This is a genomic window from Wolbachia endosymbiont (group A) of Pherbina coryleti, assembly GCF_964026875.1.
Classification (GTDB): Bacteria; Pseudomonadota; Alphaproteobacteria; order Rickettsiales; family Anaplasmataceae; genus Wolbachia; species Wolbachia pipientis.
In genome coordinates, this window is sequence record NZ_OZ034706.1 from 1300391 (window position 1) to 1314564 (window position 14174).

Below are 14174 nucleotides of genomic sequence, written 5' to 3' on the forward strand. Positions count from 1 at the left end.
GCATAGGGCTCATTAATTACAAGCCCAATTTAGGTTTCTAATTAGTTATTAGAACTTAAAAGGCGCGAAAGCCACTTAGTCAGCCAAAAATTGCCTCGTAGTTTATTTGAATTATCAGCTTCTTCATTGCTGCTATCCCCAATTTGGTATCCAGAGTTCTGTAATGGCTTATAACCGTTTAAATTAACATCATCTCCTTGTTTTAAAACAAATGTATTTACATCTAAACTGTTATCAATACTAACGTTCAATGTAATATTAAACTCTTTTTCGATTGTAGAAACTGTATTGCGTTTGTTATTAAAAATGTGCGCTATAACTGCACTGTGTGCTACTAAATCAAAAGACTTATTTCGATTCTTGTTAGCAATATGTTGTAAATCCCTTAGTATTGATGAAACAATTACTTCGTTTGATTTTACTCTTCCAGTACCTTTGCAGTGTAAACACTCTGTAGTATTAATTTCTTGTATGTTTGGTTTAATTCTTTGTCTTGAAAATACCATTAAACCAAAGTCATTTATGTAGCTAAATTGAACTTTAGCTTTATCATCTTTAAACGCTTGCTTTATAGCAGACTCAACAGCTCTGCAATACTGATATTTCAACATATCAATAAAATCGACTACTATTAATCCTGATAGGCCCCTAAGATTCACCTGTCTTGATATTTCAGGTACTGCTTCCATGTTGGTTCTATAAGCTGTTTCTTCTATGCTATCTTCTCCTGTCATCTTTCCTGAATTTACGTCTATTGAAACAAACGCCTCAGTTAAAGTTATTATCAAAGACCCACCAGATGGCAATTCTACTCTATTGCTATATAACTCAGAAATTTGATCTTCGATTCCGTAGTAAGTAAAGATCGGAGCATAACCTCTATACAATCTATAGCGCAACTTACTACCTTTTAGTGCATTGTTAGCATATTGCCTAACTGCCTCAAAAGCTTCCTTTCCAGACACTATAACTTCTATACCATCGCTACAAAAATCACGAACAGATCTCATAATTACATCTGCTTCATTGTAAATTAATGATGGAACGTTTACAGAGAAGGCATTTTTTTGAATGCTCTGCCATAATGAGGATAAGTAATTGTAATCCTGCTCAATTTCTTTCTTATTTTTTCCTGAACCAACAGTTCTTACTATTAAACCTGATCTTTTTGGCAAGTTTATTGAACTCAGTATCTCCTTTAACTGCTTTCTGACATTAGCATCTTCAATTCTGCGAGACACTCCACCTTTACTCATGGAATTTGGCATGAAAACACAGTATCTACCCACTAAAGTTATGTATGTTGTAAATGAAGCTCCTTTATTGCCTCGTTCCTCTTTAGTTAGCTGGACCAATACTTTTTGATTTACTGAAATAACATCTTGTAATTTGTATTTTTTATATAAAGGTACCTCTCTTACAAAACCACTACCTGATCCGTTGACATTCTTACTAGCTGCAGAATCTGAAGAAACATTTGCTGAGGCTTCTTCTATACAATCGTCATTTGAGTAGCCCTCAAAGATAGTTTCCTTTTCTTTTTCTGGAATGTTGAAGTAATCTAGAGATATCTCGGAAAAAGACAAAAAACCTTGCTTATTTTTCCCATATTCAATAAATACGGCTTGCAAAGAAGGCTCTATACGCTTTATATAAGCAACGTATATATTACCTCTTAATTGTTTTTTTTCCTTGAATTCTTGTTCAAATTCTACAACCTTGTTATTAATTGACAAGGCAACTCTTACCTCATTAGAACAGATAGAATTTTCTATCAACAATACCCTTTTACCACTATTTGTCACTTATTTACCGTTTGCTTTTTATTCTGAAGTTAACTTTATGCTACTTAATGCACTGTTGATTGTCAAGGATTTTGCAATCTGCATTATTCGATTGACTTTTAGTATTTTGCGTAATAAACTCGCATAGAATTTATTATATCATTATAAGTATGGCGAAAAAAAATGCTTCTTTGCTCGTTAAGTTAGTCAGCACTGCAATCAAGATAACAAAAACTGGTGAAGAAAAATCAACTGGCTATTTTTATGTAAAAAAGCGTAATCCAAAAAAGCTTACCAAAAAACTGGAGTTTAGGAAGTATGACCCAGTAGTCAGAAGGCATGTGTTATTTAAAGAAGAAAAACTAAAGTAATTTTTTTATAAGGAATTTTATTATTATGCAAAATTTACAATTAAGTTATCCTATAATAGTAGAGTTGGGGGATGTGAAAGATACAAAACTGAAATTAATAAAGGTCATTGCACAATTAATAAGTAAGAAGTACACAACACAGAAAAAAGCAGCAAACGCTCTAAAGATTGATCAACCTAAAGTATCTCAAATCAATAGGTCAAAAATCGAAGGGTTCTCCTTAGAATACTTGCTTAACTTATTGATTGTATTGGGCCAAGACATAAACGTAAGAATAAAGCATAATTCTAAACCTGCATAATATGGTATCCGTTCAGCGGAGTGGCAAAATAAGGTAGACAAGATAAATCAACCCCGGTGTCAAGCACTGGGATGACAAGGTATAAACCTTATCGTCATGCCGCCGCGAACCGTCATACCGCGATTCATTCGCGGTATCTCTAGATCCCGCTAACAAGTAGCGGGATGACGGTTATCAGGCCAGCACCCCTACGATGTCATCCCAGTCTGGGATCCAGGAATTTTATTAAGTTAGTAAGCATAAAAGTAGCCGTTTTATGTTAAAATACAACGTTTTGATGATTATGAAAAAGCTGGATTCCAGACTGGAATGACACCATTTGTTGTAAACTCACTTCTTCTTGATTTGTAGAACAATAAAACAGTAAGCTAAAAGGGAACTTATTACTCAACAAAACAAGACTTAAAATTTTGTGCAATGCTATTGATTATAGCTAGATATGCATCTTTTCCAGGCTCTATGTCTGATCCAATAGGATCAAGAACTACCATTTTTGCGTCATTAGAAAGGGCGTTAGGCTTTATCCTATCTTCCTGTGAATGAGCAAATATACATTTAACGTTTTCTTCCTTCATTATCTTTTTTAGCTTCATTAAACTCTTCATACCTATGTAAGAATCCTCTTCTATGGAAAGAATAGCGCTTGGATGATTTAGACCGAAATATTTTTCAAAATATTGATAAGCATCATGAGTAACGATGTATTTTTGATTTTTAAAATCATTCAGTTCTTTCATGATTTCTTTTACTTCTTGGTCTATTTTTTTTATAGCTTTTGTTGCATTAGAACTGTATCGATGGGAATTTCCTTTATCTATGTCAGACAATGTTGCACTTATAGAAAGTATCATGCTCTTTGCATTTTCGGGACTCAGCCACATGTGTAAATCTTTTTCATCTTGAATGTGAGTGATTTTTCTAGAAAATGAATGTGGCCGAGTAGGAAGTAGGTTGATTGCCTTTGACAATTGCACTAGTTCTTTATTATTTTTGGCGAAAGTTTGAACAAACGTCTCTAAGTTATCGTCAACATAAAATATAACGTCACTTGATTCTAAATTACTCGCATCAGATGGCTTTAATATATAATTATGTGCAGATGTTGCATAGCCAAGCAATTCCGGTTCTAAAATCCCTTCTGTAACAGAAGCTACAAGTGAGTGGATAGGTTTGATTGTAGCTACAACTTTTAAATTGGATGAAAAGGCAATATTATAGTATAGTGTAAGTGAAAGTAATAGAAAAAAAGCCAGTAAATGTCTCATATAAACGTTGAGAAGAAGTTAAATTTTGTCAATAAATTGAATAATGTCAATAATCGTGTTCTAAAAATAGAAAATCTTGCTCTCGCATATGATGGTAAAAGAATCCTTGACAATATCAATATGTTCATGGAAAGAGGAGACATAATTACAATACTTGGTCCAAATGGTGGAGGTAAAACCTCTTTAGTGAAAGCAATTGCTGGTATAAATAAAAATTATACTGGAAATATTGTGTTAGCTGAGAACACAAAAATTAGCTACATGCCGCAAAATTTTAGTATTAGTAATTTGATGCCAATAACAGTTGAATATTTTCTTTTAAATAGCTCCTTGAAAAGACTAAAGAAAAATCAATCCATTATTACAGAAACGATAGAGTTGGCTGGTATCGGTAACATTTTGAAAAATCAAGTATTAGAAATTTCTGCAGGGCAAACACAATTATTACTGCTTGCACGTTGTTTAATTGCAGAGCCTGACTTGATCATTCTAGATGAGCCAGTTAGTGCAATGGATATTAACGCACGGGCTAAATTTTATGATATTATAAATAAAATAGCAAAAAAACGATTGGTATCGATTCTTATGACTTCTCATGATCTTAACTCTGCTCTACCATCCTCAGATTACATAATTTGTATAAATAATACTATCTATTGCCAAGGCAAGCCTGATGAGATTATGAAAAATAGAACCCTAAATGAAATATTTAGCAGTTACGCAGCGAAATGATTCAAAATATTTTGCGTCTTCTGCACATAACTACGGTGCTGACGCGTTACAATATATTACCTTATTTACTTCCACCATCAAAAAAATCAATAAATAAAATACAAGGCCACAAGCTAAAGTGTGCTCTTGAAAAATTAGGTCCGGTGTTCATTAAGTTTGGGCAGTCTATCTCATCACGTACTGATGTTTTAAATGAAGATATAACAAATAACTTGTTATTGATATGTGATAGATTGCCATCGTTTTCACATAAAATAGCAGTTAAAACTATAGAAAGTGAGTTTAATTGTAAATTGAGCGACATTTTTTCAAGCTTTTCTGAAAAGCCAATTGCAGCAGCATCGATTTCTCAGGTGCATAGAGCGGTTACAACTGAGGGTAAGGAAGTTGCTGTGAAGGTTTTAAGGCCAAATATTGAGAAAACATTCTCAAGGGATATAAAAATGCTTTCTTGGCTCGCAGAAATTGCAGAAAAATTTAGCGAACAATCAAAAAGGCTGAGGCCAATTGAATTAGTTAAAACTTTTGCTGAAATTTGCCGATTAGAGTTAGATCTACGTTTTGAAGCTGCTCACTCTTCGGAACTAAAGGAAAACACAAAAAATGACAGAGGTTTTTACGTACCTGAAGTAGATTGGAATAGAACTTCGAAAAAGGTTTTAACATTAGAATGGATAGAAGCAACGCCAATATACGAAGTTGAAAAACTGAATAATCATAAGCAAATAGCTATCAATCTTATAGAATCGTTTTGTAATCAGGTATACAGGGATTGTTTTTTTCATGCTGATATGCATCCTGGAAATCTAATGGTTGATAGTAATAACAATATTATTGCTCTGGATTGTGGAATCATGGGTAGAATAGATCGTGAGACATGCTATTACGTTATAGAGATACTCAAAGGCTTTTTAAATCGGGATTATGATCACGTTGCAAAAATGCACTTTAAAGCTGGTTACGTTTCATCACAGCATAGAAATTTTGTCACAGCTTGCAGGGCAATAGGTGAACCCATTATTGGGCAGCCTATACAGAAGATTTCATTTGCTAGTTTACTTGCTCAGCTATTAAAAATAACTGGTGATTTTGATATGAAAGTTCAAACACAATTGTTATTGCTGCAGAAAACTATGATTTTACTGGAAGGGACATGTAGAAAGATCTACCCAGAAATCAATATGTGGAAAGTAGTTGAAGCGTGGATAAGCAGTCAACATGAAAATAAAATAGGGTATAGGGAAAAAATTAGAAGTTCTTATCCCATAAAAACAATCCAAGGAATATTTAGCCTTATAGAAAAATTGAACCTAATAGCTGATAAAAAATTAGAAAACATCCAAATTAAAAATAAATCAAATGGAAAAGTCTATTTTTTGCTGTGGTTTGTAATTATAATTCTAATCGTTAAACTTTTAATTTCTTAAACTATGGGAAAAAACTGCGTCAAATCCAATTTTTATTCAACTTAATTTTTAATCTGCAGGAGCCGAGTTGAGAATGTCCAATTTTCCACTTTCTTTATGTATCTGTTCAGCAGAGTGGCAAAATAAGGTAGACGAGAAAAGACAACTATAGGAACAAATGGGTGTCATGCCAGTGCGTGACACTGGCCTCTTGTTTCAATGTTAAACAAAATACCATAGAATTCAAAAAGACAATTCCTAGAAAATTTCTACATCCAAAAAAGGCATAAGTTATGTTAATGCTGTTTGAATGAGATGATATAAAGATAAGCCAAATTTTTACAAAGAAAACATTTCAAGCAGCAAGACACCTTTGATTGAAAGAGAGCACCAAATTTATGGGGTGAGTAACTGCGCTATTTCAACTATAGTATTTTCTAAAACGAATGATAAACGTCTAAAATGGTATTACCAACTAAAAGGTGTAAGTCTGTACATTGATGCATTAGAGGTCTGAGGCAACTTTTGATGATGTGCCAACAATGCTCTATCGGATTTAGATCAGGTGAATATGTTGGAAGATAAAGCAAATGACAGCCAAAAGAGTCTATTAATGACTTTGTTTTGGGAGTTTTATGGAATGTAGCATTATCCATAACTATGGTTGTATCACGCTGTAATTGTGGAAGTAATCTTCGCTCTAACCATACATTAAATATATCTTTATTACACCCTCCTGTGAAGGTCATTGGTGCAATAAACTTCTCATCCACCTATTATACTCACTCTTTCCCGCTTTTTTCCTGGAACATCAGCATATATTTTTTCTCCTCTTGGAGCTCGTGCATATTCTCGGTATAGTCACTCCTGCTTCATCTATATATAAAATGCTACAGTGGTCTATTTTTGAGACTTTATCGATAAATTGCTGCCTATCTTCTTGATTGCGCTCTTGATAGAATGTGACTTTTTTTAAAGGTTATTTTTAGCTGTCTTAATCTATACCAAATTGCACTTATCCCAAAGCCAAGGTTTTATTTCATTTCTGCTAGTGTGTGATCTGGGTGTTTTTTGACATATTCTTTGAGTATTTCTGGATCTATTTTTCGAATAAAACCAGTACTTTTTACCGCTTTGAGACCTTGGCCAGTAGCTTTCTTTTTTAGCCATCTATATAGTGTCTATCTCAAAAACCTCTGCAACTTCAACCTTTGACTTTCCTTTTTCTACCAAAGACACTGCTTTTTCCCTTAAATCTACACTATATACCATCGCTTTCCCTACTTTAAAAAAACATATTATACCTTTATCATTCGCTTTTGAAAATACTATAGTTAGCGGAATGACGGTTTTTCAAATTGTCGGTAAATCTAAGTCAGTTTAGCTATAATTTCCTAAATTTGCTCACAATCTCTTGACTTGACACATATGTTTTTTTCCCAAATGTTACTATCTTCCTCCTTTTCCTTTCTCAATTTGTGCAACCATTTCCTTTACATTTGCATGCGTGAGAAGGGAATTTTTGCTGATATGAGATTTTGGATCAGATTTTGCTGTTACGTGTTTCGTTGCAGATCTTTTATTCTCTGTTAGAAATGAATGAGATTGTTTTTTCTTCACACCGATATCCGCTTGTGCTGCTGGAGTGGTTTTGCTTTCAGCAAGCTGTACATTAGCATTTCCTTTTGCTTGATTTTGCTCAAATTTTTCTTTTAATGCCTTTACTTTACTGCCCATCTCGCGATTAGCTCCTCCTTTCATAGTAGCCGCTGCTACTTTTGGTATCGCCTTACCAGCAGCTTTTTGTGCTGATTTCCTATTGTCTTGATTTTCAGATTTTAGTGGTACTCTTTCAGCTGATTTTTTAAGAATTACTCCTACTACTTTTGGCTCTGTGCTTACTTTTTGATTAGCACGGCTTAGATTTTTAGGCTTTGGCGGTACTGCAGGTTTATCTTTGATTACCACTTTCGATTCTTGTCTAACTTCTTGACCAGTAGTAAACATTTTTTTTGGCACTTGCGGTGGTTTTGGTGGTACGAGGGATTGAGGTTGTTGTTTCTGCTTACGTTCTCTTTTTGCTTCTATATGTTCTTTAGGAACTGTTGCATAAATCATACGCGTCAAGTTAAGGAAATAAAGGTATGAAAGAGATAGAATAATAAGGTATAAGTTCTCCCAGATATACTTTTAGTGAGAGAACCAATGAATAAAATAACTTGCTTATCAAAAAAGCTCAAAGAATTTTTTAATGAAAAAGCAGAGAAAATCTCAATTACAACAAGGTTTATAAAAAGAAAGAGAAAGCTAAAAGGTTCATCATTCGTAAAAGCCATGGTCTTGGGTAATATAGGAGTTGATAATTGTAGCGTAGAAACAATGTGTCAATTACTAAACGAGGACTCGATAGATATAACAAAACAAGGTTTGGATTTTAGATTTACTGAAGAAGCAGTGGAATTTATGAAAAGGATGTATAATGAATCTGTGATTCTCTTTAAAAATATCTTGCAAGTTGATTGCAAAATCTTACAGCAATTTAATAGTGTTAAATTATTGGACAGTAGCTATATTACTCTACCTAACAGTATGGAAGAGATGTATAAAGGTTATGGTACTAGCTACAGTGGCTATGAAAGCAATACTAAGTCTGGAATAAAGTTACAATTAGTTTTCGACTACATGAATCAGATAATAGACCAACTTAATTTAACGGAGGGGGTAAGATCAGACCAGGGATATAGGAAACATTTAAGTAATATATTAAGCAATGATTTGCTAATATCTGATCTCGGTTATTTTGTGCCAAGTTCTTTTAAACAAATCAATGAAATAGGAGCTTATTTCATAAGTCGTCGATACCAACATATATGATGTAGAAACAAATCAAAAAATGGAGTTATTAGAATGTTGAGAGGATAAGTTATTTTTAGAAAACGAGGTATTGTTAGGAAAAGAAGCAAAAATTAGAGTAAGAATTATATGTCAGAAACTAACTGAAGAACAGTCTATGGGCAGAAGAAGGAAAGCTAATAGATTAGCAAGATCGCAGATCCTCTAAAAGAAATCAAAAATTGTTGAACTGGTCAATATTTATAACTAATGTTCCAGAAAATAAAATTAGTGCTGAGCAAGTATTAACGATTTACAGAGTAAGGTGGCAAATTGAGTTATTATTTAAATTGTATAAAAGCCATATCAGGCTTGATAAGCTAAAAGGAAAGCCATGCAGAGTATTATGTGAACTATATGCTAAATTGTGCGCAATTCTTATATTTCACGGCATAGTTGGTTGCACAGAAGTGAAAAAGAATACAGAACTTAGCTTAACAAAGGCATTTATTGAGCTAAAAAGGCGGGTTAGAGAGTTATTTTTAGTATTAACCAAAATTAATAGTTTAAAAGCATTTCTTAAAAAACTCACTATAACTTGGTCGCGATTTTCATTAAAAGACAAACGTAGAAGGGCTAGAGTATCCACTTTAACCTCTCTAAATTTGCTCACAATCTCTTAACTTGACGCGTATGGTCATTGCTGAAAGTTATATTGAGCCGAAAGATATAAAAGTAGATGGCACAGCAACACGTATAGAATGGCCACCAGTGTTTTGCCATGCAGGAGAGGAGTATGCAATAGTACTGCTTACTGATGATCAGGGTACTGCAGTCAAAATAGCAGAACTTGGCAAATATGATGCAGTAAATAGCCGTTGGGTAACAAGTCAGCTATATCAAGTAGGAGTATTACTTTCATCTAGCAATGCAAGTACCTGGACTCCACATCAAAATTTAGATTTAACGTTTCGACTACTAGCTGCAAAATTTAGCGAAAATTCTCATGTTATTGATCTTGGCAAAGTTACAGCAACCAATACTTCAGATTTAATTGTTTTGACAAACGTCGAAAAAGTAGCATTTGATACCAATGTAGAATTTATCTTAACAGATGAAGAGGGAAGAGAAAACTTTTTGTCTGATAATTTGCCGCTTGCACTGCGTGAAAGAATAAATGGGGAATTAACGGTAAAAGCAAGCCTAAAAGGAGGGCGAGAGAAAAGTCCAGTGCTATATCCTGGGTTACAGCTAGTTATGGGTAATCTTTCTAAGAGTGCAGATTATGTAACTAGAAGCATTACAGCAGGAGCTAACACTAAGATTACCATAACATATGATGCGCTGATACCTGGCACTGCAGATGTTAAATCGTATGTGCAAAAAAACGTGGATTGGCAATTAGTAAATTTAACATCAGGAAAACCAATAGGGGAAAACTGGGTAGAGAGAACTCATGTGCTAACAAACTTTAATGGTAATGAGACAAGGGTAAAATTAGCTTTGAGTGGAACGGTTGTTTATCGCCCTAAAGTCAAAAATCTACGAATCATTATCACTTAGCAGAATGTCAGATGATAAAACAAGCAGAGGGTATCCACTACCACATCCAGAAAATATTGCTGTGCAGGATGTTGTTCTTATCCGTACCACAATTAAGAAAATAGATGAAGATATTACCGAAAGAGAAGATGAGCATAATCAACTTAAGAGTAATTTTGAGCGGTTTAATTTTGAGACTTTTTTAAATTTTTGGAAATGAAAGAAGCAATATACCAAAGGATAAAGGATTTAGCAGCAAATAGCACACCTGATCAACTGGCATATCTTGCAAAATCGCTGGAATTGATAGCAGATAAAAAAGCTATTTCTGATATTGCACAAATGACTAAAGTAAAAGAAATAATTGATGCACTACAAAAGAGGCTTAAGGATTTAGCAGAAAACAGTACACCAGATCAATTAGCATATCTTGCTAAAGCATTGGAATCAATAATCGACAAAAGTGCAGTTTCTGAAATTGTACAGATGACAGATGGTAAGCTAAAAGAACTTCTTGATAGTGCAAAAAAACACTTAACTGATCTGGATAATAAAAAAGCTAGTTCTTTAGCAGTGATCTCTGAATCAGAGAAGCAGTTATTAAAGAGAATTGATGAAAAAGGAACAACAAATTTATCGCTACTTGATACGAGAAAGAATGCCAATATTGCAGCAATAAATAGCATTAGTAACAGTCATAAAGATGGTCTTAAAGGTTTAGTGAATAACTTCCGTACTGTTAATGATGTGCCAAGCATACGCGTCAAGTTAAGAGATTGTGAGCAAATTTAGAGAGGTTAAAGTGGATACTCTAGCCCTTCTACGTTTGTCTTTTAATGAAAATCGCGACCAAGTTATAGTGAGTTTTTTAAGAAATGCTTTTAAACTATTAATTTTGGTTAATACTAAAAATAACTCTCTAACCCGCCTTTTTAGCTCAATAAATGCCTTTGTTAAGCTAAGTTCTGTATTCTTTTTCACTTCTGTGCAACCAACTATGCCGTGAAATATAAGAATTGCGCACAATTTAGCATATAGTTCACATAATACTCTGCATGGCTTTCCTTTTAGCTTATCAAGCCTGATATGGCTTTTATACAATTTAAATAATAACTCAATTTGCCACCTTACTCTGTAAATCGTTAATACTTGCTCAGCACTAATTTTATTTTCTGGAACATTAGTTATAAATATTGACCAGTTCAACAATTTTTGATTTCTTTTAGAGGATCTGCGATCTTGCTAATCTATTAGCTTTCCTTCTTCTGCCCATAGACTGTTCTTCAGTTAGTTTCTGACATATAATTCTTACTCTAATTTTTGCTTCTTTTCCTAACAATACCTCGTTTTCTAAAAATAACTTATCCTCTCAACATTCTAATAACTCCATTTTTTGATTTGTTTCTACATCATATATGTTGGTATCGACGACTTATGAAATAAGCTCCTATTTCATTGATTTGTTTAAAAGAACTTGGCACAAAATAACCGAGATCAGATATTAGCAAATCATTGCTTAATATATTACTTAAATGTTTCCTATATCCCTGGTCTGATCTTACCCCCTCCGTTAAATTAAGTTGGTCTATTATCTGATTCATGTAGTCGAAAACTAATTGTAACTTTATTCCAGACTTAGTATTGCTTTCATAGCCACTGTAGCTAGTACCATAACCTTTATACATCTCTTCCATACTGTTAGGTAGAGTAATATAGCTACTGTCCAATAATTTAACACTATTAAATTGCTGTAAGATTTTGCAATCAACTTGCAAGATATTTTTAAAGAGAATCACAGATTCATTATACATCCTTTTCATAAATTCCACTGCTTCTTCAGTAAATCTAAAATCCAAACCTTGTTTTGTTATATCTATCGAGTCCTCGTTTAGTAATTGACACATTGTTTCTACGCTACAATTATCAACTCCTATATTACCCAAGACCATGGCTTTTACGAATGATGAACCTTTTAGCTTTCTCTTTCTTTTTATAAACCTTGTTGTAATTGAGATTTTCTCTGCTTTTTCATTAAAAAATTCTTTGAGCTTTTTTGATAAGCAAGTTATTTTATTCATTGGTTCTCTCACTAAAAGTATATCTGGGAGAACTTATACCTTATTATTCTATCTCTTTCATACCTTTATTTCCTTAACTTGACGCGTATGGTTCGTACAGCTGTGTGTCACGCACTTTGCTTCAATATTTGCACATTAGCCACTCCTCTAAACAGATACGCTAGTTTTTGTGAATATAATACAACGCAGCTTACCATTTGTTATGCAGACTTGCTACAACCCAAACTCTTCATTGACTTTATCAACTATTGCCTGTGGTGGATCCTCTCCCCATCCTGAATACAAAATCTCTCCATAGTCTGCAACATCTATAGAGCCAGTTCTGCTTTTTGCTAGAAACATTTCTCTTTTCTCTTTATCAACTAATACATAATGCCACGCTGATTTTCCACGATCTTTACCACGGACTAAGTATATAAGATCTGACCTACTTCTTTTTGTTGCATCAGCAAAAGATCTTTCATTGACAGTTCTGCTTTTACTTTTTATGCCGCCACTTTCAGAAAAAGCTTCCTTGGATTCGGTTTTTTTGCCTGCTAATTCAGAAATTTTTCCTTTTTCCCCTAATGCCCGTTCTTTGGTGTTTTGAGACGAATACTTACTGGAAAAACCTTCCCCTGTACCGCCAGGAGTCCTGTTTGTGAAACGCTTAGTAAATGAATTATTGTCGTTGTTTTCTGCCATAAAAATCTCCAAACTTTAGATTGTAGAATCCAAACTTTTACTACACTTTATCATATGTTAATTAAATTAATATAAATGAAAAATAATATAGTAATTATTACAGGAATTACGGCCTCAGGTAAATCAGAATTATGCGATAACCTGATAGAAAAATATGGAAATATTAGTATAATAAATTGTGATTCAAAGCAGGTATATGAAGAAATTCCCATAATTACTGCTCAACCACCAAAGCAAGAAGTATTTTATAAACTATATGGTTATGTTTCAGCAAAAGAAAATTATTCCGTGGGTCTATGGTTAGAAGATTTAGAAAAAGAAGTTAATCACGCATTAGAAAATGCTCAAATACCTATCATCACTGGAGGAAGCGGGCTTTACATCAGCAGTTTAATCAAAGGCTTATCATCAATGCCACAAATAAGTCAGGAAGTGAGGAAAAATGTAAGCGAATTAAGGAAAAATTTAAGTAAAGAGGAGTTTTACAAATTAGCGCTAAGCAAAGATCCAAGGATTCAAGGTAAAGTGTTCATGAATGACTCGCACCGCCTTTCAAGGGCACTTGAAGTTATCACTGAAACTGGCAAGTCAATTTTTGTATGGCAAGAGAATAGACAGCCTCCTTTATTCAATAATTTTAAGATATATACAATTCTGCCTAAACGTGAAGATGTATACCGAAAAATAAATTCTCGTTTCATTACAATGATTGAAAATGGAGCAATTGATGAAGTAAAAAAGCTACTTAGCATGAACCTAGCCCCACATTTGCCAGCTATGAAAGCACACGGAGTGCCAGAAATTATAAAGTACTTGAAAGGTGAGATTACTTTAGACGAAGCGATACAAATTGCTCAAACAAACACAAGACACTACGCGAAACGTCAGTATACCTGGTTTAAAAAACAATTTCTAAATGCTGAAGTGATTGATTGTGCAAACAAGCTCAAGATATTTTAATTCAGGCCGTGCTCATTACTACGAATAGGGGGTTCCATATTTTCCAGATGGTCGCTTACTTCTAGTGGATCGCCTAAACCATGCTCTATTTTTATTTTAAAAAATCCAAGCCTCTCGCACAATTTCTGAAAGTATTCTTTTATAATGTCAAATAAGCTTTTATCACCTATATTATAGTCCTTCAGTCTCTCAGGAACAGTATAGCTCTTTTTACAATAA

12 protein-coding genes and 6 pseudogenes are annotated in these 14174 nt (G+C 33.7%); 9 read left to right on the plus strand and 9 right to left on the minus strand.

Annotated features, from left to right (window positions below; translation table 11 throughout):
* Positions 1-41: 41 nt before the first annotated feature.
* Complete coding sequence (locus tag AAGD87_RS06520; protein ID WP_095742804.1) at positions 42-1805, minus strand: ribonuclease E/G; 1764 nt, start codon at positions 1803-1805, stop codon at positions 42-44.
* A 149-nt stretch (positions 1806-1954) separates the two neighbouring features.
* On the opposite strand from AAGD87_RS06520, the gene rpmG reads away from it, so the two are divergent.
* Positions 1955-2155 (plus strand): 50S ribosomal protein L33, encoded by a 201-nt coding sequence (gene rpmG, locus AAGD87_RS06525; protein WP_010082633.1) that lies wholly within the window; start codon positions 1955-1957, stop codon positions 2153-2155.
* A 25-nt stretch (positions 2156-2180) separates the two neighbouring features.
* Positions 2181-2456, plus strand: coding sequence for a helix-turn-helix domain-containing protein (locus AAGD87_RS06530; RefSeq protein WP_010082632.1), 276 nt, complete (start codon positions 2181-2183; stop codon positions 2454-2456).
* A 383-nt stretch (positions 2457-2839) separates the two neighbouring features.
* Here AAGD87_RS06530 and AAGD87_RS06535 read toward each other — a convergent pair whose 3' ends face one another.
* Complete coding sequence (locus tag AAGD87_RS06535; RefSeq protein WP_341817521.1) at positions 2840-3721, minus strand: zinc ABC transporter substrate-binding protein; 882 nt, start codon at positions 3719-3721, stop codon at positions 2840-2842.
* Between AAGD87_RS06535 and AAGD87_RS06540 the strand changes: the two genes are divergently transcribed.
* Positions 3713-4453 (plus strand): metal ABC transporter ATP-binding protein, encoded by a 741-nt coding sequence (locus tag AAGD87_RS06540; RefSeq protein WP_038199232.1) that lies wholly within the window; start codon positions 3713-3715, stop codon positions 4451-4453. The two genes, AAGD87_RS06535 and AAGD87_RS06540, sit on opposite strands and share 9 nt — an antisense overlap.
* A complete protein-coding gene (gene ubiB / locus AAGD87_RS06545; RefSeq protein WP_264339656.1) occupies positions 4450-5880 on the plus strand; it encodes a 2-polyprenylphenol 6-hydroxylase in 1431 nt (476 codons plus the stop codon). The genes AAGD87_RS06540 and ubiB overlap by 4 nt, the downstream gene beginning before the upstream one ends.
* A gap of 416 nt (positions 5881-6296) precedes the next feature.
* On the opposite strand, the gene AAGD87_RS06550 is transcribed toward ubiB, so the two are convergent.
* The 4 genes and pseudogenes from AAGD87_RS06550 to AAGD87_RS06560 form a co-directional block, all read right to left on the minus strand.
* Positions 6297-6632 carry a transposase gene (locus tag AAGD87_RS06550; RefSeq protein ID WP_341817522.1) on the minus strand — a complete coding sequence of 112 codons (336 nt, stop codon included), beginning with the start codon at positions 6630-6632 and terminating at the stop codon, positions 6297-6299.
* Between the two features lie 261 nt (positions 6633-6893).
* A pseudogene (locus AAGD87_RS07915) lies at positions 6894-6980 on the minus strand (hypothetical protein); the annotation flags it as partial.
* A gap of 49 nt (positions 6981-7029) precedes the next feature.
* Positions 7030-7131 (minus strand): IS630 transposase-related protein, encoded by a 102-nt coding sequence (locus AAGD87_RS06555; protein ID WP_213863610.1) that lies wholly within the window; start codon positions 7129-7131, stop codon positions 7030-7032.
* Between the two features lie 177 nt (positions 7132-7308).
* The gene (locus AAGD87_RS06560) at positions 7309-7977 is read right to left on the minus strand and encodes a hypothetical protein (protein ID WP_264339657.1); all 669 of its coding nucleotides are present in this window, start codon (positions 7975-7977) and stop codon (positions 7309-7311) included.
* An 87-nt stretch (positions 7978-8064) separates the two neighbouring features.
* Here AAGD87_RS06560 and AAGD87_RS06565 point away from each other — a divergent pair.
* The 4 genes and pseudogenes from AAGD87_RS06565 to AAGD87_RS06580 all read left to right on the plus strand — a co-directional run.
* Positions 8065-9374, plus strand: a pseudogene (locus AAGD87_RS06565) (IS4 family transposase).
* Between the two features lie 4 nt (positions 9375-9378).
* Positions 9379-10254: pseudogene (locus AAGD87_RS06570) on the plus strand (hypothetical protein); the annotation flags it as partial.
* 4 nt (positions 10255-10258) lie between these two features.
* On the plus strand, positions 10259-10453 hold the full coding sequence (locus AAGD87_RS06575; protein WP_341817523.1) for a hypothetical protein: 195 nt from the start codon (positions 10259-10261) through the stop codon (positions 10451-10453).
* Positions 10450-10989: pseudogene (locus AAGD87_RS06580) on the plus strand (hypothetical protein); the annotation flags it as partial. The gene AAGD87_RS06575 and the pseudogene AAGD87_RS06580, both read left to right, overlap by 4 nt.
* A gap of 12 nt (positions 10990-11001) precedes the next feature.
* Here the strand turns inward: AAGD87_RS06580 and AAGD87_RS06585 are convergent.
* Positions 11002-12311: pseudogene (locus AAGD87_RS06585) on the minus strand (IS4 family transposase).
* A gap of 213 nt (positions 12312-12524) precedes the next feature.
* Complete coding sequence (locus AAGD87_RS06590; RefSeq protein WP_182309938.1) at positions 12525-12995, minus strand: hypothetical protein; 471 nt, start codon at positions 12993-12995, stop codon at positions 12525-12527.
* Between the two features lie 75 nt (positions 12996-13070).
* Here AAGD87_RS06590 and miaA point away from each other — a divergent pair, with 75 nt between their 5' ends.
* A complete protein-coding gene (gene miaA, locus AAGD87_RS06595) occupies positions 13071-13955 on the plus strand; it encodes a tRNA (adenosine(37)-N6)-dimethylallyltransferase MiaA (protein WP_065094524.1) in 885 nt (294 codons plus the stop codon).
* Here miaA and AAGD87_RS06600 read toward each other — a convergent pair.
* A pseudogene (locus tag AAGD87_RS06600) lies at positions 13952-14155 on the minus strand (hypothetical protein); the annotation flags it as partial. The gene miaA and the pseudogene AAGD87_RS06600 overlap by 4 nt on opposite strands.
* Between the last annotated feature and the right edge of the window lie 19 nt (positions 14156-14174).